This window comes from Mycobacterium sp. 4D054 (assembly GCF_052245755.1).
In the GTDB taxonomy this organism is placed as follows: domain Bacteria; phylum Actinomycetota; class Actinomycetes; order Mycobacteriales; family Mycobacteriaceae; genus Mycobacterium.
In genome coordinates this window covers 1-20,500 of record NZ_JBQQCF010000066.1, presented here as the reverse complement: position 1 = coordinate 20,500, position 20,500 = coordinate 1, and the positions used below count along the sequence as shown (strand labels likewise).

At 66.2% G+C, this 20,500-nt stretch carries 17 protein-coding genes; 10 read left to right on the top strand and 7 right to left on the bottom strand.

Annotated features, from left to right (window positions below; all coding sequences use genetic code 11):
• Nucleotides 1-821 precede the first annotated feature (821 nt).
• From ACTWP6_RS27650 to ACTWP6_RS27630, 5 genes are all read left to right on the top strand, one after another.
• Nucleotides 822-1,538, top strand: coding sequence for a ParA family protein (locus tag ACTWP6_RS27650; protein ID WP_443189370.1), 717 nt, complete (start codon nucleotides 822-824; stop codon nucleotides 1,536-1,538).
• Nucleotides 1,538-2,443 (top strand): ParB/RepB/Spo0J family partition protein, encoded by a 906-nt coding sequence (locus ACTWP6_RS27645; protein ID WP_443189369.1) that lies wholly within the window; start codon nucleotides 1,538-1,540, stop codon nucleotides 2,441-2,443. The genes ACTWP6_RS27650 and ACTWP6_RS27645 overlap by 1 nt, the downstream gene beginning before the upstream one ends.
• Before the next feature lie 673 nt (nucleotides 2,444-3,116).
• Nucleotides 3,117-4,265 (top strand): hypothetical protein, encoded by a 1,149-nt coding sequence (locus tag ACTWP6_RS27640; protein WP_443189368.1) that lies wholly within the window; start codon nucleotides 3,117-3,119, stop codon nucleotides 4,263-4,265.
• Nucleotides 4,266-4,354: 89 nt separating this feature from the next.
• Nucleotides 4,355-5,398, top strand: a complete 1,044-nt coding sequence (locus ACTWP6_RS27635) for a C40 family peptidase (RefSeq protein WP_237674045.1) — start codon at nucleotides 4,355-4,357, stop codon at nucleotides 5,396-5,398.
• A gap of 81 nt (nucleotides 5,399-5,479) precedes the next feature.
• Nucleotides 5,480-6,577 carry a hypothetical protein gene (locus ACTWP6_RS27630; protein WP_112744661.1) on the top strand — a complete coding sequence of 366 codons (1,098 nt, stop codon included), beginning with the start codon at nucleotides 5,480-5,482 and terminating at the stop codon, nucleotides 6,575-6,577.
• 16 nt (nucleotides 6,578-6,593) lie between these two features.
• Here the strand turns inward: ACTWP6_RS27630 and ACTWP6_RS27625 are convergent, their stop codons facing one another.
• Nucleotides 6,594-7,232: a helix-turn-helix domain-containing protein gene (locus ACTWP6_RS27625; protein WP_237674044.1), complete on the bottom strand. Its 639-nt coding sequence runs from the start codon at nucleotides 7,230-7,232 to the stop codon at nucleotides 6,594-6,596.
• Between the two features lie 405 nt (nucleotides 7,233-7,637).
• On the opposite strand from ACTWP6_RS27625, the gene ACTWP6_RS27620 reads away from it, so the two are divergent.
• The 5 genes from ACTWP6_RS27620 to ACTWP6_RS27600 all read left to right on the top strand — a co-directional run bounded on the left by ACTWP6_RS27620 (nucleotide 7,638) and on the right by ACTWP6_RS27600 (nucleotide 15,655).
• Nucleotides 7,638-8,018 carry a WhiB family transcriptional regulator gene (locus ACTWP6_RS27620; RefSeq protein ID WP_112744659.1) on the top strand — a complete coding sequence of 127 codons (381 nt, stop codon included), beginning with the start codon at nucleotides 7,638-7,640 and terminating at the stop codon, nucleotides 8,016-8,018.
• A gap of 342 nt (nucleotides 8,019-8,360) precedes the next feature.
• Nucleotides 8,361-8,627 (top strand): hypothetical protein, encoded by a 267-nt coding sequence (locus tag ACTWP6_RS27615; RefSeq protein ID WP_112744657.1) that lies wholly within the window; start codon nucleotides 8,361-8,363, stop codon nucleotides 8,625-8,627.
• 508 nt (nucleotides 8,628-9,135) lie between these two features.
• The gene (locus ACTWP6_RS27610; RefSeq protein WP_112744655.1) at nucleotides 9,136-9,387 is read left to right on the top strand and encodes a hypothetical protein; all 252 of its coding nucleotides are present in this window, start codon (nucleotides 9,136-9,138) and stop codon (nucleotides 9,385-9,387) included.
• 170 nt (nucleotides 9,388-9,557) lie between these two features.
• Entirely contained in the window at nucleotides 9,558-10,166 is a 609-nt protein-coding gene (locus ACTWP6_RS27605) for a hypothetical protein (RefSeq protein WP_237674043.1), read from the top strand.
• 47 nt (nucleotides 10,167-10,213) lie between these two features.
• Nucleotides 10,214-15,655, top strand: a complete 5,442-nt coding sequence (locus tag ACTWP6_RS27600) for a DEAD/DEAH box helicase family protein (RefSeq protein WP_443189367.1) — start codon at nucleotides 10,214-10,216, stop codon at nucleotides 15,653-15,655.
• 37 nt (nucleotides 15,656-15,692) lie between these two features.
• Here ACTWP6_RS27600 and ACTWP6_RS27595 read toward each other — a convergent pair whose 3' ends face one another.
• The 6 genes from ACTWP6_RS27595 to ACTWP6_RS27570 form a co-directional block, all read right to left on the bottom strand.
• Nucleotides 15,693-16,556 (bottom strand): DUF4226 domain-containing protein, encoded by an 864-nt coding sequence (locus ACTWP6_RS27595; protein WP_112744699.1) that lies wholly within the window; start codon nucleotides 16,554-16,556, stop codon nucleotides 15,693-15,695.
• Between the two features lie 91 nt (nucleotides 16,557-16,647).
• Nucleotides 16,648-18,423 (bottom strand): hypothetical protein, encoded by a 1,776-nt coding sequence (locus ACTWP6_RS27590; RefSeq protein ID WP_112744700.1) that lies wholly within the window; start codon nucleotides 18,421-18,423, stop codon nucleotides 16,648-16,650.
• A complete protein-coding gene (locus ACTWP6_RS27585; RefSeq protein ID WP_443189366.1) occupies nucleotides 18,423-18,986 on the bottom strand; it encodes a hypothetical protein in 564 nt (187 codons plus the stop codon). Before ACTWP6_RS27585 ends, ACTWP6_RS27590 begins: the two co-directional genes overlap by 1 nt.
• A gap of 18 nt (nucleotides 18,987-19,004) precedes the next feature.
• Nucleotides 19,005-19,310, bottom strand: coding sequence for a hypothetical protein (locus ACTWP6_RS27580; protein WP_443189365.1), 306 nt, complete (start codon nucleotides 19,308-19,310; stop codon nucleotides 19,005-19,007).
• A 51-nt stretch (nucleotides 19,311-19,361) separates the two neighbouring features.
• On the bottom strand, nucleotides 19,362-19,781 hold the full coding sequence (locus tag ACTWP6_RS27575; protein ID WP_443189364.1) for a thermonuclease family protein: 420 nt from the start codon (nucleotides 19,779-19,781) through the stop codon (nucleotides 19,362-19,364).
• 188 nt (nucleotides 19,782-19,969) lie between these two features.
• Nucleotides 19,970-20,359: a type II toxin-antitoxin system VapC family toxin gene (locus tag ACTWP6_RS27570; RefSeq protein WP_443189363.1), complete on the bottom strand. Its 390-nt coding sequence runs from the start codon at nucleotides 20,357-20,359 to the stop codon at nucleotides 19,970-19,972.
• Between the last annotated feature and the right edge of the window lie 141 nt (nucleotides 20,360-20,500).

The following is a 20,500-nucleotide window of genomic DNA, read 5'->3' as shown; positions in this document are numbered from 1 at the left end:
ATTCCTTTGCTCGAGTGACTTTGGTCGGTCTCTCGAAGAATCACGCGATGACCCTCAATCAGTCGGCTACGACACGCCGGTACCGCTGATCAGGTCCGACTCGTACACCACTCTGCTGGACGCAACCGCGCCCTCCCCCGGCCCACCGACAGCAGCGCAGCCCCGGCCGGACGCGTAGATGCCGGGCGTGGAGCCTCCGAGCGACTGGCTACCAGTCGCAAGGGCCCGTCGAGCCACGGGACCAACCCGGCGGCAGTTGCCCTCGAATGATTGTCGCTGAGCTGCGATGTATCGCCGAGCCTCACCGCCGGCGGACCTGTCGGGGCGGCCTGCGCCGGGCCGCGCACGCGGGAGCTGCACGCAGTCCCGATGAAGCCGTGGCGGCAGCGAGGAGCGACAGCCGCGGGTTCGAACGGGGTGTGTCGAGTACCGGCGGCCCCTCCCCCATCGCGGTCCGTGAACACTCGGCCGACTTGCCTCCAAACTGCGGCGTAGCGACCCTCGATCGAATGCGCCGATGACAGCTCCCACAAAGCCAGTTTTCCGCGGAAAACCCGGTCGACATATCAGTTTTCCGCGGAAAACTGACGCGAACGCGCTGGTCACAGCCGCTCTGGGCGTACTACTGACCGCGATCACGTACAGGTTTGAGTAAGCCGCGGCCAGCTGACACTGCTCGGTTTTCCGCGGAAAACTAGCGGAGTTGTTACCGACTCTTGCGCGTGTCGCCAGGGCAATTCAACCGTGCGGACGTAACCTCACAGGCGACCGTTTCCGCGCGCCGCATTCGCGCATTTCGTATACCCCAAGGGGCTAACGCCATGTCCAGAGTCATCACGTTGCTTAACCAAAAAGGTGGCGTCGGCAAGAGCACCGCAGCCGTCAACCTCGCTGCAGTTCGCGCTGAGCGCCTAAGCAAGGATTCACCCGACGATGCCGATCCTCGAGTTGCCGCCGTGTCGATCGACCCGCAGGGTTCTGCCGCATGGTGGGCGAGCCAAGTCAGCGAACTCCCCTTCTATCTGATCCAGGCCCACGACGATCCCCTTGAGCATCTGGCGCTGTTGAACAACCTGCCAAGCATCGACGAGGTGTATGTCGACACCGCGGGCTGGTTCGATTTAGACCCCGACGGTTCCGGAGACGGCCTTGGCTCTGGACACTCCGCAGATGCCCTACGCACCGTGCTCGACGTTTCCGACGAAGTGCTGGTTCCGATTCTGACGGAGCCTCTGTGCTTTGACCCCACCGCACGAACCATCCGCAAGATCTTGGAGCCGCGCGGGCTCCCCTACCGCGTCTTCATCAACAACCACGACAGTCGCGATGGCACCTACTGGCTCAACGAGACCCAAGAGTTTGTTAGAGGTCGCGGTTGGCCCCTGGCTGAGACCGTCATACGGCACTACAAAATCCACACGAATGCATCCAACGACGGAGTGGTCGTCACGCAGTACAAGAAGACAGGGAAAGCAGCCAACGCGGCGTCGGACTACTACAGCCTCGCCGACGAGCTGATGGCAGCGGAGGTTCACTGATGAGCCGCGGAGGAGTCAAGAGCTTCGCGGCGCTAGCCGAAACTATCGGCGACAAATCGTCGGTTGACGGGGCATCAGTCGCGTCCATCATTCCCCGGGCCGGCCAGTCGCGGTCAGTGCCGCTGCGCGAGCTTGTCGGCAATCCCCACAATCCGCGCGACTCCCTCGGCAACCTCGATGAGCTGGCTTCGATTGTCGAGCATCAGCTGCAACCAGTCGTAGTCGTCACCAAACGCGCCTACCAAGCGTTGTATCCCGATACGCCGATCGACGCGCGCTGGGTTGTGATTCTCGGCAACCGGCGGTTGGCAGCGGCGCACCAGTTCGGCCGGCCCGAACTCGATATCGTCATCAAGGACGAACTCGCTGCCGACAGAGCAACTCTTCTCACCGCTGTCATCGCCGAGAACGTCGACAGGTCAGGCTTCGACGTCATCGAAGAAGCTCGCGCAGTCGAGAGCCTGGTGGGGGAGTATGGCAGTGCTGACGCGGCGGCTGACCACCTACACAAGAGCAAAACCTGGGTGTCCCAACGTCGCGCACTCCTCAAGCTGGCGCCCGAGCTTCAGGAAGCTACCCGGCGCGGCGAGCTTCCGATCCGCGAGGCGCGTGACCTGGCGCGAATCCCCTGGGAAGAGCAGCGGACGTCTTGGAATCGAGCGCAGTCCAACACGAATGCTCAAACTGAAACTGACAAGGTGAGCCAGGACGGCGCAGGGGAGAAGGAGTCACGAGGGCAAGGTGACCGACCCGGAGCACCTCAGTCCCACTCGCGGTCGGTGAGTCGGGCACTTAAGCGGTTCGACGTCGACCCAAACGCGCTCGCAGTTGCATTGCACGGTCAGCTTGGGGATGCCGGCGCGCGAACTCTCGCGACACAGCTCCGTAAGCTCGTCAAGCAGTAGAGGCGCCGCGGGCCCGCCTGGTTTTCCGCGGAAAACTGCCCACAGAAGAGGCAGTTTTCCGCGGAAAACTGCAGTAGCTCCTTCGCATGCCTACAGCCTGCTGCGCTCAGTGATGTTGTGCATCAACAGTTTTAGCGGCGCCAACTGCGGAGCGCCTCAGCAACGGGCGGGTGGCGAAGCCAAGCTTAAGGGTGGGCCTCCTCCAAACGCTGGTCGAAGCTGACCGGGCGTTCAGCGGCGATGGGGGGTCGATACAACGCCATCGTTGAGCGCGCCCCCGCACTTGCAGCGTCACCCGGACCCTTCGCAAGAGGCGAATGAAAGCAAGCCGAGAACATTCGAACGTATGATCGGGCGATGGTACGGCGGCTGAGACGGACGCCCAAGGGCTACGCAGAGCCTGGCCCGCCGGAATTCTGCCCCGCCGGCCATCCGCTGCGCGGCCCACGCCAGGTTCTCGTGGGGACGCAGCAATGCGCCACCTGCGCCGGGGTAGGACTGGGCCCGCACAGGTCGTACACGTGTCGGACGTGCTGGCGCACGGTCTATGACCCTAAGCCGACGCCGGCGTGCACCTTCGTGGCGTTCGACAACCGAATCGTCCCGCACGACGAGTAGCGATTTCGGTTCTGGTGGTGGTCGGCTGTGTGGGCGGTGGGTGATACTGCCGGTCATGTCCTTGCAGGGCCTGGTCGACGCGACCGCGGAGGCGCTCGGTGGTGCTCGGGAGCTGTACGGCCAGGCCCCCTCGGCGTCGGGGTTGCCCTCGACGAGTGGGTTGCAGAACCTCAAGACCGATTTGCGGGTGTCGGTGGATACGGTGCCGGCGACCTGGAGTGGTCGTGGGGGAGAGGGTTATAAGCTGACCGGCGGCAATGGGGTGGCCGCGTTGGACACCGTGATCGGTGTCGATCGTGGGGTGGGCCCGCAGGTGGTGGCGGCGTCGAACGAGTCTCGTGATGGCCGCGCCGGGATGAATGGCGTCGTGAGCGACACCCGGTCGGGGGTCAATGCGATCGCTCCGAGCACCGACACCCCGGCAGGCAAGCAGGTGCTGGTCAGTCACCTCGAAGGCCAGCTCGACCGGGCCAAAGCCCTGCTCACCAAATCCGAACAACGCGGCCAGATGCTGGCCACGATGATCAGATCCGCCGGCTCCGGCTACGGCAGCCCCCAGATGGGCGGCGGCATGCCGATGGGCGGCGGCATGGGCATGCCGATGGGTGGCGGTGGCACGGGCGGGGGCGGCGCCATGTCCCCACTGTCAGCGCTCTCCGGCCTGACCAGCAAGATTCCGGGCCTTTCGGGCTCGTCGTCGCCGCGTCGAGCGTCCGCGACCCGTGGTGCCGCACCGAACTCTTCGGCCGCAAAGATCCCAGTGGGCGACGTCAGTTTCGCCGGGCGCGGCACCTTCCCCAAAGGGCCCGCGGCCATGTCAGAGGCCATCAATGCCGCGCTGGACGCCCGCGGTGTCACCGACCCGGTGGCTCGCAAAAAGTGGCACGACGGCTACATGACGCTCACCGGGCGCGAAAGCGGCCATAACGGCAATGTCGTCAACCTGTCCGACTCCAACGCCCACGGCGCCCAGATGTCTGATGGCGCCCCGGCCAACAGCTCCCGCGGTCCCGCGCAGTGCATCCCCACCACCTTCGCCGCCTATCACCAGCCGGGCACCTCGACGAGCATCTACGAACCGGTGGCCAACATCGCCGCCTCGATGAATTACGTCATGGACCGCTACGACGTGAGGCCGGATGGATCCAACCTTGCCGCCCGGGTGGCCCAGACGAACGCGAGCGCCAGCCCTCGGGGGTACTGACCAGCATCGAGCGATTTTGGTAGTGTAGTAGTAAGTTCTTTGGCTCTGGTGGTGGTCGGCTGTGTGGGCGGTGGGTGATACTGCCGGTCATGTCCTTGCAGGGCCTGGTCGACGCGACCGCGGAGGCGCTCGGTGGTGCTCGGGAGCTGTACGGCCAGGCCCCCTCGGCGTCGGGGTTGCCCTCGACGAGTGGGTTGCAGAACCTCAAGACCGATTTGCGGGTGTCGGTGGATACGGTGCCGGCGACCTGGAGTGGTCGTGGGGGAGAGGGTTATAAGCTGACCGGCGGCAATGGGGTGGCCGCGTTGGACACCGTGATCGGTGTCGATCGTGGGGTGGGCCCGCAGGTGGTGGCGGCGTCGAACGAGTCTCGTGATGGCCGCGCCGGGATGAATGGCGTCGTGAGCGACACCCGGTCGGGGGTCAATGCGATCGCTCCGAGCACCGACACCCCGGCAGGCAAGCAGGTGCTGGTCAGTCACCTCGAAGGCCAGCTCGACCGGGCCAAAGCCCTGCTCACCAAATCCGAACAACGAAACATCGCATTGGCGAACATGATTCGCTCTGCCGGTGGTGGCTACGGTGGCCGCCCGATGGGCGGCGGCATGCCGATGGGCGGCGGTATGGGCATGCCGATGGGCGGCGGCGGCATGGGCGGCGGGGCCTCCGGTCTAAGCGGTCTGCCCGGGATGCTGTCTGCGCTCGGCGGATCAAGTCGAGGCGAGAGCGCGTCGCTGGTCGGTAGTCGACGCTCAGGGGGACTCGGGTTACCCAGCGGAGCGGCCGCCCGCGCAGTGGCCTACGCCAAATCCAAACTGGGCGCACCCTACGTGTGGGGAGCCGAGGGACCCAACCAGTTCGACTGTTCAGGCCTGACGCAGGCGGCGTACGCCGAGGCCGGAGTACGCATACCGCGGACCACCTACGATCTGGTCAATGCCGGCCAAGCCGTGGATCGCAGCGACATCCAGGAAGGCGACCTCATCCTGTGCAACTGGTCGGCTCCCGGAACTCCCGAGCACGTCATGATGGCCGTCTCCCCGACCATGGCGATCGAAGCGCCGACCGCTGGGCAAACCGTGAAGTTCTCGCCCATACCGAGCGGCCACATCGAGGTGCGCCGGGTCGCCTGAGAGGCCAGTTCCTGACTGACATCGAGCGATTTCGGTTCTGGTGGTGGTCGGCTGTGTGGGCGGTGGGTGATACTGCCGGTCATGTCCTTGCAGGGCCTGGTCGACGCGACCGCGGAGGCGCTCGGTGGTGCTCGGGAGCTGTACGGCCAGGCCCCCTCGGCGTCGGGGTTGCCCTCGACGAGTGGGTTGCAGAACCTCAAGACCGATTTGCGGGTGTCGGTGGATACGGTGCCGGCGACCTGGAGTGGTCGTGGGGGAGAGGGTTATAAGCTGACCGGCGGCAATGGGGTGGCCGCGTTGGACACCGTGATCGGTGTCGATCGTGGGGTGGGCCCGCAGGTGGTGGCGGCGTCGAACGAGTCTCGTGATGGCCGCGCCGGGATGAATGGCGTCGTGAGCGACACCCGGTCGGGGGTCAATGCGATCGCTCCGAGCACCGACACCCCGGCAGGCAAGCAGGTGCTGGTCAGTCACCTCGAAGGCCAGCTCGACCGGGCCAAAGCCCTGCTCACCAAATCCGAACAACGAAACATCGCATTGGCGAACATGATTCGCTCTGCCGGTGGTGGCTACGGTGGCCGCCCGATGGGCGGCGGCATGCCGATGGGCGGCGGTATGGGCATGCCGATGGGCGGCGGCGGCATGGGCGGCGGATCCCCGATGAGCGCCTTCGGTGGCGGCGGCGGACTCAGCGGCCTCGGCGGCCTGTTCACCCCGATCGCCAAGACAGGGCTGGCGAACAGGTCATCGTCCGGCCGATCCGGCACGTCCGGCGGTGTGCCTGGTATGCCGGGGCTCGACCGGCCCGGTCTGGCGAATGAGTCGCGACTGCAGAAGTACACGCGCCGTCTCAGCCGCGCGATCAGTGCCGCCTTCCCCGAAATCACCGACATCGGTGGGTATCGGCCAGATTCGCTCAAGTGGCATCCGTCCGGGCTGGCCATCGACGTCATGATTCCGCAGTGGGATACCCCCGGAGGCAAGGCGCTCGGAGACCGGGTGGTGCAGTTCGTCCAGGCCCACGCGCAGGAACTCGGCCTCGATCACGCGATATGGCGCCAGGCACAGCACAACGCGGATGGCACCTCCTCGGGTATGGGCGACCGAGGCTCGGCGAACGCCAATCACTTCAACCACGTTCACATCACCAGCATCGGCGGCGGCTATAGCGGATACTGACCCATCCCGGCCAGCGTTATCCCAGTGTCTCCGCAGCCTTTTGGATGGACTCTCTGCTTTCGTGCACCTCGCGCATCACGGCAATCGCATCATCGAAGGACTCGGCGTCGGGCAGGCTCGCCGCGATCAGACTCTCCATCTTCCTCATGTTCGTATCGAGTGCGCTGAGCGCTGCGGCGCGTGCGCCGGGATCGTTGAGCTCGCTGGTCAGCACCTCCAGGCAGACCGCGGTGATGGCCACGACCGCCGAGGCGATCGAGAGCGCCTGCCCGTACTGCGTGGCGTTGCGCATTCCGCCGGCGGAGGCCAGGCGCTGTTGGAGGGCTTCGGTGCGGTCGACTCCGGTCTCGCGGTCGCGCGGTGGAACCTTCGGCGGATCTTCGCCATCGCGGATGGCCTGGAACGTGCCGCGCGGCCACTGCAGCGCGTCTTCCAGTTTGGGCACGGTGCTGACTCGAGGCGGGCCTGCCCCACGTTCGAGCCTGGTTGCCGTGCCGAGCGACACCCCGGCTATCTCGGCCAGCGCGCGTTGGGATAGCCCCAGCTCAGCGCGGCGACGCGCAACGCAGTCCCGCAGTCGCGCGAGCGAAGGGTCGAGAGCATCGCTGCTGGCAGGCGTTGTTTCGCCTGCTTCGTCGTCGATGTCGGCGCCCACACAGAAAGTGAACCACATGCAGGCGGAACAGACGCGTATCTGACTATGCGCCCGGTCCGCAGGTATGAACCCGTGTGCGCACACCTAGCCGCGTCGCAAGTGCACAACTAAGGCGCAATATGTCCGCCCGTAGTGACGATCTGCGAAGAATTTTTTTGTTCGCCGTAGCGCTGTTGTGGCGTCGCTTTGCGTTTCGGGCTGCGGGGGTTAGGAGCAGCTAGAAGGGTGTTTATCCGATGCTGCACCGCCCAACCGAGGGTTGCGGAATCGTCCAGGTGTCGGCGGGTGCAGTGGACAGTTGAAGATTTGTGCTGCACAGATGCGCGTTCATGGGGTTATGATCACCTCATGCTCAAAAAGTGCACAACTAACGCTCAATTAGAGCCCAGTTCGCGAGGTGGTGTCATGACGCATCTAGTGGCCAATCCGGTCAAGATGGAGATCAACGGGTTGTGCAACTACTCCGACCCCGAGGATTGGTTCGACTACCGCAAGGCCAAGCAGTGCAAGCGGATCTGCGGGAACTGCCCATTGCGCCAGGGCTGCGCCCGTACGGCTCTAGCGCTGGGAGCCACTGATGGTGTGTGGGCAGGCGTGGATCTGCCTGGAGCACACGCCACGGTCGAGGAGCACCTCGTTGCTCGCCGGCAGCTGGCGATGGTGGTTTCTGCGATGGATCACCAGCCAGAGGCGCACCGTCTGCGCTGCCTGGCGATCCGCGAAGCGATGCACAACGCCGCGTTCCCGGGCGCCGGGGCCTTTGTCGCGGAGTCCGCCAGTGCCTAGTTCAGGCGCGAGGACCTGCGCCAACCGGGTTTTGCGGGACTATCTGGTCGCGGCTTTGCGGTGCTCGGAACACCCGCTGACCACAACGCAGCTACGCCAGGGAGCGCCGGCCGTAGCCGTGCAGGGCAGCGCGCGCCCGCTGCCGCCAACCCAAGAAACCATCTACCGACTGCTGCGCAGCCTGCAAGGCGAAGGCACCGTGGCCATAATCGAGGCCCGCGCGTGTCGGCGCGCCTGGGTCCTCACAGCCGACCCGGACACCGACCGCGAAATAGCCACCCTGAACGCCCTGTTCACCGCGCCGAGCGCGTCCGGGGCCCACCGACCCGCGCAGTGCGATCCATGCCGGCGACGCCGCTGACCGCAGACGTGCTTGCGGCACTAGAACGCATCGGCTGTCCGGTCAGCACCACCGACGTGATGCGCTGGCTCAACCACGAGCGCCCCACTCCGCTGGTCGTCGACCAGGTATACCGCGCGCTAAATGCGCTCCGTGCCCGCGGCGCGGTGCAACGGCTCACCTCGGCGAGCAACAAGCGGGTCCGCTATTGGACGATCGCCGCCGTTGGCGGGTGCAGCTGCGGCGCAGCCCAACGGGGTGCGTCATGACAGATGCAGCGACAGTTCGTGACGATGAGGAAGCGCTGACGATTAGGGCTTGGTTGCGCATCCTGCTCTCCGGGCGCCCACACCAAGTCATCGGTGAGGACCCGACCAACCCTTATCTGCTGCGATGGTTTCTCGTCCCGCGAAACCCCATCGTCAACGTCTACCGGCATCGCTTCTGCCAGTCCGACCCCAGTGTCCCGCACGATCATCCATGGCATTTCGCTTCGATCGTGCTCCACGGACGCTACCGAGAAATCGCCGAACACCGCACCGTCGTGCGCAGGCCTGGGTCGGTGGCATTCCGTAGAGCCAGTTCCCGGCATCGCGTCGAGCTGCTTGGTCACCCGGTCACGACGGTGATCATCACCGGCCCCCGGTGCCGGCGGTGGGGCTTTTGGTGCCCTCGTCCGGCGCAGCCTCCGGCGTTCGTACCGTGGCAACACTTCGAGTCCGGCGGATGCGGTGAGTACGTCTCCTTCGAGAAGCCACTGACAAGGAGTCGAGCCGGATGACCACCAGCCTCGCGGCTCGGCGACGCACTCCCTTCCCCCAGAAACCCGATCGCCTGATCGAGACGCCGAACCTTGTGCGCGTTCTCATCACCGGTCATCGCCGCCACGGACTATGCACATGCGGCTGGTCACGCCGGCGCCGCCTGCTGCACTCCCGCAGCGTTGTCGACGCGCTCATGCAAGCAGCGCAGACCGGATGTCATCCCGCTGTGCCGCTCGTCGACGTCGACATCGGCCGCCGGCCATGACGCCAGGGCTGCCGATGGGCATCAGTGATCGGCGGTTACGGGCGTTCTTCGCCGTTCGGGGCTACCCCGACCCCGCCACTGTCAGCCAGGAGAGGACAATATGGGCCGCAACAGAACGCCGGACGACCCGAATCAGCCGGATCTGTTCAGCATCCTCGACGAGGCAGGCGGTGACGGTGATCGATCCGGAGATCCTCAAGGCGGTGCAGACGGTCTACTCGACCGATCTGAGCCTGCCCGAGGAGTGGACTTCGGAGCGACGCAACCAGTTCCTGACGGCCGAAGCGGACAAGATCAGCTCGATGGCGGCCAGCATGGCCGAGGAACTGTGGGAGAAGGCCATCGTGGCCTGGAGTCGCCAGCGCCACGGACAGACCCCGAATCACGCGACCAAGGTGGCGCTGCTGCAGGCGGCGCGAGCGCAGGCAGCTCAGACAGTGCTGAACAACGAGCTGTACGACCTGACCGAGACCGACGAGACCACCTCGCAGTGGGAAACCCCGGATCCGATCCCGGACCCAGCACAGCTCACTTGGGAGCAGCGCTGGACCAACCCAGCTCATCAGAGCGAGCCGAACGAGGATCTCGAAGCGCTGATCGACCGCCTGTGGCCGGCCCCGGACTTTTCGGGTCCGTTTCGGATCAAGGCGGGCTACCTGACATCGGCCCGGGCCGAGGACGGCTTGGCGCTACCCGCCCGCCCCGAGGACCCCTTGACCGCCGAGCTGGCGCAGATGATCTACCGCGACCTGCGCGCGGACGGGCTGCCCGAGCGGTAGGACCCCAGGTCTCACTTTTCGACGACCTCGCCGACGACCTCGCCGACGTGGCGAGTGCCGGGATCGGCCTAGACAACACCGGCGAGGCGCACGGTGACGGCCGCACCGACACAGCGGACACGGCGGAGGCCGACCCGCCGGCATCCGTCACCACTATCGAGCCTGCATCGGCACAGCCCACCGCCGAGGAGTTCCGCAGCACCGCCGATTTCCCGGCCAGCACCGATGTTCTGGTGCCCTCAGGTGCCAAAGCGCGCGCCCGCGCCAACCTCGCCGCCATCGAACTCGTGCACACCCTGCGCGACGCTGGACGCCCGGCAACCCTGCCCGAGCAGCGCATCCTGGCCGCCTGGTCGGGATGGGGAGCCATCCCGCAGGTCTTCGATCCGCGCGCAGAAGACTTCTCCGCCGAACGAGCGCAACTCGCCGGCCTACTCACTCCCGAGCAGTATCGTCGCGCCGAGGCCTCCATCCTCAACGCCCACTACACCGATCCGGCCGTGGTGTCGGCGGTCTGGGATGCACTAGGCGCGGCGGGCTTCTCCGGCGGCCCGGTACTCGAACCAGGCTGCGGCAGCGGCACATTCATCGGCCATGCGCCCGAAGGCGCCACCCTCGTCGGAGTCGAGGCAGACGACATCACCGCGTCCATCGCATCGCTGCTCTACCCCTCAGCTCAGGTCCGCCACGAAGGATTCGAGACCACCCGCGCCCCTGAGGGCAGTTTCACCGCCGCGGTCGGCAACGTGCCGTTCGGGCGGTATGCCTTAACGGACCCGCTGCACAATCCCCGCCGTCACAGCATCCACAACCACTTCATCATCAAGTCGCTGTCCCTGGTCGCCCCCGGCGGGTATGTCGCCGTGCTCACCAGCCGCTACACCATGGACTCAGTGAAATCGACTGCACGACAGGACATTGCACAGCGCGCCGACCTTATCGGCGCACTGCGGCTTCCGTCGCAGGCTTTCAGCCGGGTCGCTGGCACCGAAGTCGTGACCGACCTGCTGATCTTCCGGCGCCGCGAGGACGGCGCCCAGGTCGATCTCGACACCCTGGACTGGATCGACACCGAGGACGCCGATCTGGTCGACCCGCGCACCGGCGGCGAGGAACAGCTTCCCGTCAACGCCTACTTCCTTCACAACCCACACCGCGTCCTGGGCGCCACCGAGCTAGGTCACGGTTTGCACGGCTCCCCACAGCTCGCCGTCGCCGGCGCCACCGGGCATGACCTCGCCGATCAGATCCGCGATCAACTCCAGCCGATGATGGCGGTCGCGGTCGAGCGCGGCCTCGGCCTCACAGCCCGCAGCGAGGACCTGTCCGGGGGCGTCGTCGACGACTTCGCACCCGGGCTGCGCACCCAGGCCGCTCAGGTCGACGACCCGCCGCTGTACACGCTGCGCTACAACGCCGGCTCACGCAGCATCGACTTTTGGGCTGGACATGGCTGGGAGCCGAACAAGACGCCCAAGACCCTCATCGAGGAAACCAAGGAGCTGATCGCGCTACGCGAGGTGGCCACCGCGCTGATCGCCGCCCAGCGAGACGGCGAGCCTGAGCACGACCGCGACCAACTGCGCGCACACCTCAACACGCTCTACGACAACTACGCACGCAAGCGCGGACCGGTCAACCGCTTCGAGTGGGTGCAACGCAATGCCACCCAGGCGCTGCACGACAAGCGCATCGCCAAGCTCGAAGCGACCTGGCGAGAGCAGGAGGGCACCACCGGCCGCCCCTACGACGGCCCGGTCCCCGCCGAACTGGTCGAACAGTGGGAGACCGAAGCCTGGCAGCCACCCGAGCCGTTCAAGAAGTTCCGCCACCTCGAAGGTGGGATGCGCTACGACCCGGGCTGGGCGGTCGTGTCCTCGCTGGAGGATTTCGACGAAGAGACCGGAACCGCCACCAAGGCACCAATTTTCACCCGCGACGTCCTCACCGCCGACGTCGAGCGCACCACCGCCGACACTCCTGAAGAAGCCCTGGCGATGAGCCTCGATCGGACCAGGCGCGTCGACGTCGACCTGATCTCGGAGCTGCTCGGTATCGGCCAAGACGACACCCGCGCCCTGCTCGACGGCCTGGTCTATCCCAGTCTCGACGATCCCGACGAGCTGGTCCCGGCCACCACCGCGCTGTCGGGCAACGTGCGCTCCAAACTCGCCGCCGCCATCGAAGCCGCCGATACCAACCCGGCCTACGAGCCCTACGTCGCGGCGCTGCGCGAGGTGCAACCCGAGCAACGCGAGGCCGAAGACATCAAGGTCCGCCCCGGTGCACCTTGGATCCCCGCCGCGGTGATCGCCGCCTTCGCCGAAAAGACCTTCGGTATCAACGGTGTCACGGCCGAACACATCGGCGGCCGATGGACAGTCGACGTGCCCGGCTACAAGCGCCACGGCCGCCTCATGACCGACGAATGGGGCCTGCAGAAACGCAACTTCGATGCGGTGAGCCTGCTCGAAGCGGTCTGCAATTCCAAAGCTGTGGTCATCACCACCGAAGAAGGTGACGTCGACGCCCAAGCGACCTTCGCCGCGCAAGCCAAGTGCGCCAAGATCACCGAGGAGTTCACCCGCTGGCTCTGGTCAGACGACGAGCGCCGCGACACCCTGGTCACCGAGTACAACCGGCGATTCAACTCACTGCGCGCCCCGGTCTATGACGGTAGCCAGCTGCGGCTGCCGGGCCTTTCGGACCATTTCACCCCGCACTACTACCAGCGCAACGCCGTCGCCCGCATCACCAACGAGCCCTCCACCCTGCTCGACCACGTGGTCGGCGCCGGCAAGACCGGCACCATGCTCATGGCCGCGATGGAGCTGCGCCGCCTGGGACTGGTCCGCCAACCCTGGATCGTGGTGCCCAATCACATCATCGAGCAGGTCGGACGCGAAGCCAAGCAGTGGTACCCGGCCGCCAACGTCCTGCTCGGATCCTCAGCGACCAACGCCGAGGGACGCCGGCGGTTCATCGCCCAGAGCGCTGCCAGCGAGTGGGACATGGTGATCGTGCCGCAATCGGCGTTCACCGCTATCAACGTGTCCAACGATGTCCGTACCGCCTACGCCGAACGCCAGCTCGACGAGCTGCGCGCCCAGCTGCAGGACGCGACAGTCGAGCGCAGCCAGAAGGCCATCATGCGGGCCATCAAGACCGCCCAGGCGCGCCTGGAGAAGCTGATGGCCGCCGAAACCAAAGACGTTGGACTGCGATTCGAGGAATCAGGTTGTGACTACCTCCTGATCGACGAAGCGCACATGTACAAGAACAAACAGCGGGTCTGCAACATTGAGGAGCTGTCGTGCGCGACCGCCGCGCAGCGCGCCGAAGACCTCAGCCTCAAACTCGACGTGCTGCGTGAACGCCGCCACGACGAAGCCCGGGCCCGCGGCATTCCTGAGCACGCCGTCGTCGAGCGCGTGGCCACCTTCGCCACCGGCACCCCGATCGCCAACTCTCTGGGCGAGCTGTGGGTGATGCAGACCTACCTCCGTCCAGACCTCCTCCAGGCAGCCGGCGTGGCCGACCTCGGCGACTGGGGAGCGGCGTTCACCGCCACCCACACCAGCATCGAAGTGAACGCCACCGGCACCAAACTGCGGCCGGTGACCCGCGTCGCGAAGTACACCAATCTGCCCGAGCTGCTCGCACTGTCGAACGCCTACACCGATGTCGTCACCCGCGACCAGGTGCCCGTGGCGCTGCCCGAGCTGCGCACCGGGGCGCGCCAGATCGTCAGCCTCAAACCCGGGGTCGAGGTCATCGACTTCATCGCCGACCTCGGTTGGCGCGCCGATCATCTCGACGCACGAAAGCCTCAGCGCGACAACATTCTCAAGATCAGCAACGACGGCCGCAACGCCTCCCTGGACCCCAGGATGGCCCACCTCGGCGCACCCACACACAGCCGGGCCGCCGAAGTCGCCGAACGAGCCATGGGAGTGCAGCGCCGGCTGGCCGATCGCCAGTACCGTGACCGCGACACCGGCGAGCTGCTGCCCGCCCGCGGACCGCTGCAACTCATGTTCTGTGATCGCGGCACTCCGTCGAAGGACCCGCGCCAGTTCACCATCTACCAGGCCATCAAGGACGAACTCGTCGCCCGGGGAATGCCGCCCGAGGCTGTCCGGTTCGTCCACGAGGCGCGCAACCCTGCCCAGCTGAAAGCCTTATTCGCGCAATGCAACCGCGGCGAAGTGTCGGTGCTGATCGGCAGCACCGAGAAGATGGGCACGGGCACCAACGTGCAGTCACGCCTAGCCGCCCTGCACCATGTCGACGTCCCCTGGCGCCCGGCCGACCTGGAGCAGCGCGAAGGCCGAATCTTGCGTCAAGGCAACCAAAACAACGAAATTGACATCTTCAACTACGTCACCGAATCCAGCTACGACACCGTGATGTGGCAGCGCGTCCAAGCCAAAGCGCTGTTCATCGAACAGATGCGCCGCAACGAAGTCCTGGATTCCGAGATTGAGGATCTCGGTGGGGGAGATATCGGCGCCGCGGCCGCGGAAACGAAAGCCATCGCCACCGGTGATCCGCGCTACCTCCGCCAGGTCGAACTCGACGACACCGTGCGCCGCCTGACCGCCCTCGATCGAGCCCATCAACAGTCGGTACGCAACCGCGACTGGCAGGTGCAGGTCCTCGAACGTGCGATCCCTGCCAAGCAGGCCGACATCGAGGCCCTCGCACCCGTGGCGCACGCCGTCGCCGGCCGCGGCGACGCACCGCACCGCATTGTCGTCGGCGCCGACACCTTCACCGATCGCGCCGACGCCGCCGCGGCCCTCACGGTGGCGTGCCGACGTGCCTACATGGCCGGCAAGGATCGCGGTGCCTCGCGCTACGAGCCGATCGGTGCCGCCATCAACGGTGTCGAGGTCCTGGGAGCCCGCGACCTCACTCACGACATGCTGCTCCTGAAACTGGACGTGCCCTCGCGCACCACCGAGATCGACGGCGCCGAACTGCTGGCCGCCGGATCGGCCCTCGGACTCGATGTGTCCGGACCTAAGCAGCTCGGACTGCTGCGCCGCGTCGAAAACCTCTACACCGGATTGCCCGACCACCATGTCCGCCTGCACCGCGAACAGGATCGCCAAAGGGAAGAACTCGATGACCTACTGGCGAATCCACCGGCCCCGTTCGAGCAGCGCAGCGAACTGGAGTCCAAGCAAGCCGAGCTGTCCGCACTGACGCTGGAGCTGCGAATGGCCGCCGAAAGCCCCGAGGCGAAGGCCCGCGCCGAAGCCGCCAGTCAGCGGATGAAGATGCGCGGCCGCGAGCCCGGGTGGAGTTTGACCCTCAACCCCACTCCGGCGCTCGTGGAAGAACTTGGCTACCCAAACGCCGACGCGGTACGCCGCGCCGTGCGCATCCGGGAACGGATGGCACTCGAACACCACCAGCGCGATATTGCTCCCCGTGACCACGACCGCAGCCGCGACGAGGACGGCCCCGGCCTCGGGCAATAAGCACCCATATGGGCGCTGTGGGAATTGGGGAGTCTCGCTACAGGATGCTCGGCGGGATCGCGGGGCCGGCATTCGGCCCGGCTGCCGCGCCACCAGGATCGATGGGCTCCCACCAGTCGTCCTCGTCGTCGGTCCACGGGTCGCCCCAGTTGGGCCCACTCGCCAGCTCAAACTGGTGGCCGACAGTCTGGAAGTTCGACGCCAGCCGTGTCGACATCTCCTGGGCATTGCTGGCAACCTGCTTGGCCTCGGAGGCCTTCTGGTCCAGGAACTCGGCGAGCTGTTCGCGGCCGGCGGCGGTGCCCAAGGTCGGCTGCATAGCGGCGACGCCCAGCTGAATCTCCTGCTGTATCCGCTGCAGCTGCGCCTTGGACTGGGCATCCGCGGTGTGCGCGTCAGTGATGTGTTGCGCCAACCCCTGATCGGCCTGGTTCAGCGCCTCGCGCGTCTTGCGCAGCGCGGCATCGGTCGCGTCGGCTTCCTCAGCACCCTTACCCGACCATGCCTGCGGAAGGACCGAGCCTGGGGGATAGGGCCGGTGGTCAGGCACCCAAACCCCGGATCCAGGAGGAGCCTCGGTGTAGTTCGGTCCGCCCGGATATGCCGGCGGACCGAGCTCGCCTGGCTTCTTGATGATCACGCCGCCGTCGTCGTGGATCCCGTCCAGCGTCGAGCGTGGCATCCCCGACGAAGTGTTCATGTCCTGCTCGGGGATGTACGGCGGGTATTGAGGCACATCGGGTGTGGGGTCGTCCCACGTCGGGATCTGCGGGTAGTAGCTGGGCGGAGGGTAGGGCGGCAGCGTCGGGTCCGGCGTCGGCGTGTCCAGCGGCGGGTTGAAGCCGCCCAGCCCACCGATGCCCGTCATCAGGTCGTTGACCTGCTGTTGCCAGAAACCCACGCCAACGAAGATAGGCGCATCCCGATTGTCCCGCTACCACCAGCGCGTACATTGGCCGCCGAATTGGGCGGGCTTTTTTCACCCAGGCCAGTCAGGCGGCGTCGAGAAGGTGAGCCAACTCATCATCCCCGCGAGCGCGAAGGATAGCGCCGACGTCTTCTTGTCGGCAGTCCAGGGCGGCGGCGAGGGCCGCGGCGGGCTTTCGAACGGCGTGGCCGAGCAGCTTACGCAGCCGCTCCTTGGGGGCGTCTGCGGCCGTGAGGCGGACGACCTGGAGGGATGCATCGTTGGTCCCGAACGCCAGCACCAGCGTGTCGCCAACATCAGCTCCAAGAGCCGCGGCGTGTGCACGCAACGAGCCGATACCGGCGCCGTTTGTCGATGCCAGCTTCCACGACACGGTGACCGGTCCGTGTGCATTGGTGAACGTTCGCTGCTGTCCGGGGAAGACGCCGGCGGCGTCGGCGACCGCCGGGTGGACGACCTGTCCCGATCCGCGCAGCAGGTCCGAGGTGACGAGATGGGCCACGCGAATCTCGTTGACACCGTTGCGAAAAGCGCCGCGTACGGCGTTCAACGGCTGCAGCGCCGGCCATTCATCAGCCTTGGTCCGTCGTCGTGCGACACCCTTCTCCAGGACGAACACCAGCGTGCCCAGATAGGACCGGATCGACGATTCGGTGATGTCCGGATACCGCGAACGAAGCTCCTCGATGATGGCCGCGGTGGAGACTTTGCCGCCTCCGGCGTCGATGCACTCGCCGATCGCGTGAACGATGTTGACGTACTCAGCGACACCCCATTTCCGCAGCCCCCACTTGCTTCGACTCGCGCGAACGAAGCGGTCGTCCTTCGACAGAATCGCTTTGACGCGCTCCAAGCTGGTGCCCGTGGAGTCCCAAACTCCGAGGGTGGCATGAATGGCTTCGGCGGTTGCCGGGGTTCCAAGAACCTGCAGCGCCGCGTGGGCCATGTTGGCGGCGGTATCGCCTGACCATCGCACCCATAGATCGCCGCACCGGCGCAGGTCGCCCTGGCTCTCGAGGTAAGCCAGGGCAACACCGGTCGGCAGCCCCAGGCTCGTCAATGCGGAAAGCAGGGCATCCGAGGTGGGGGCGAACTGGGCGTCAAGCAGGGCGTCGACGGCGGCGGCGACCTGTGTACGAGCGCCGCCGGGCGTCGAGGTGTCCTCTATCCAATCGCCGCGGCGGGCATAAGGGCCGGCGATGTACAGCAGGACGGTGGCGTTTTGGCCGGTGGGATCCAGGCCCAGGCGCCGCAGTTCGAGGTCGGCAGCGCTCGCGGGCAGGTAGGGGCCCAAGCGACGCCGGACCTCGTCGGCGTGCTCGCCTACCTCCTGGTGCGCGGGATCGGCGAGCAGCTCGGCGAACCGCGCCCTGGCCCGCGGCAGGTTGCGGCCGACCGAAGCAGCGTGCACACCCAGCCGGTCAGCGACTGCATGCTGAGGAATGGGATCCAGCGCCCACACCTGTGCTGCCAGAACCTCACGGTCGAAATGGTCGAGTTGCCCAGCCAGGCGCGCCACCGCGGCATCGGCTCCAATTCGGCCGGCGGCCAGGGTGTCGTGCCGGACCTGCACGGCACGCTGCGCGGCCTCGATTAAGGCACGAACCGCCGCGGCACCTAGCTTTGGCCGCAGGAGCAGGGCTTGAGGGGTGAGGTGCGCGATGTCAGCCCACCGGGGATATTCCACGGCGTAGGCGCCCAGCCGCCTTGGCAGCCGCGCGTAGGGAATGGTGAATGAGCCAATGCTGTCGAAACCCTCTACGAGGTCGCGCAGTTGCGTCGCCAGGATCGTCTGGTCGCGCCACCACTCCGCACGCAGCGGCGTGTCGATGGAGGCCATCACCGGGCGGGCTTGACGTCGGGTGGCAGCCGATGCTGTGGGGTGGCAATGCCGTCGTACCAGGCACTGTAGGAGCAGGGCGTGCGGTTGACGATGCAGCAGCTGTTGAGAGGAACAGCGGGGTGCTCAGCCCACCCGGTCGCGGTGAGCCTGTCATACGTTGCGGTCATCACTCGATCGGTCAGCTCAGGCCCGACGCACACCAGTTCTGTGACGGCCAACGCCACGGTGGGGTGGTCGATCCAAATGTGGGGCTCGATGATGTCGAGCGCCCACAGCACGATGCTGCCTTCGCCGGCCTGGCGCAGGGCGTGTCCGATGCCGGCCAAGGTGGCGAGCTCGTTGGCGCGGTGTGGGCCGAAAACATGCGGTGAGGTGTCGACCCATTCGGCGAGGTCGATGCGGGCCCACACCCGGGCAGGGGAGAAGTCCGGGGAACTCCGGCAGCCCGGTCGCGGTGGCCATCCGATCGACTCAATGAAATCGACTTGGGCGTAGAGCGTTTCAGGAAGGCCGATGTCGGCGAGTAGGTGTGCGGCGATCTGTGTCGGCGTCGTCGTCATGTCGCCCATCCCGGCGGACTAGGACCGGTAGTGGGCTTCGGCGAACTGGCCGAGCTTCCAGATGGTCAACGTGGGGTCTCCGGGGGAAGCGTCCAGGGGCAGATACCCGTGCAGCCATCCATCGAGGATGTACTCGCGTCGAACGAAGTCCTCGATGTCGTGGCCGCTGGCCGCCAGCGCTTTGAGTATTAACACGGCTCGCTGAAAGTGTTCTGGGCCTACGCCGTTGCGCTCGGCAGTAGCCCCGATTTCATCTTGCTGTCCGGGGTCGGCGAGGGCCATTGCCGCCAGCTCGAATGTGTAGGGCCGGTTGAGGCTGGTCATGGTGTCGTCCTTCGAATTTCGTCGTACTGCGGTCAAGTGTCCGGTTGCAGATCAGGTCGGCGTTGACTCAGTGCGGCCGTTGCAGGGCGGGCCCCATAGCCCGCGAAGCGCCGCACGCGCCTCGTCTTCGGCGGCCTTGATCTCGGGGTAGCGACTTACCGGTCTGTCGTCATAGACGTAGGACCGGGCCATGCCGGAGCGCACCGACTCAACGGAAAAGTCGCGTCCGTCAGCCAGATTCACGTAGGCGAGGCTGCGGCCATAGCGGTCGTTCGCGTCCTGGGTGGGGTCGGCAGTCAAGGTGATGCGCTGCCCGGCCAGGGTTTCGGTGGCGAAGCGTTCAGCCTCGGGCCCCCAGCAGCCAACAGACCATCCCGGTCGGTGGACCTCAGGGGTATCGATGCCCAGCACGCGGACACGAAGTCGGCCGCGGTTGTCGTCGCGGACGTCGAGGGTGTCTCCGTCGACCACACGGAGCACCGTCGCGGTCGGGGCTGGAGCTGCGTCGGCCGCCGGGGGAGTGAGAGGTGTGCACCCACTCACGATGGTGATGAGCGTTGTTGCGATGACGAGGATCGCCGCTGCGCGAACGCGATGTGCCGGTGCGGTTTCCGGCTCGTGGTCTGATGCCGTCACTTGTTTCCTGTCCACGGCCGGGCTCAGGCTTTCAGAGTCGGGGTCAGCGCCGCAGCGAGAATTTTCGCGTCGCGGGTGGCGAGGGTGAGGTTGCGGCGCAGCGCCTGGGCGACGATGACGCGGTCGAACGGATCGCGATGGTCCCACGGGAGCCGGCCGGCGAGGATCGCGTCGTTGGAGTCGATCGGCAGGTCATCTACGCGCATCGCGTCCAGTTGAGTGGGCCAAGTCGCTAACAGCGTGGCGCCGTCCAGGCGGCCGAGCCGAGTCTTGATGGCGATCTCCCAGGCTGACGCGGCGCTGACCCACACAGATGTTGCGGGGTCGGTTAGGTGGGCAAGCGCTTCGGGGTCCAGGGTGGTCGGCTCCTTGAGTAGCCAGAGCAGGGTGTGGGTGTCCAAGAGGATGTTCACGACGGCTCGTCGCCTGTTGGCCGTCGCTCAGGATGCAGACGATGGCGTCACTGTGGATGCAGACGTGATTTCGGGGGTCGGTCTGCATTGTGACGGGGTAATCGTCGCGGCGACGCGGTGGTCGTCATGGTGACGACTGTC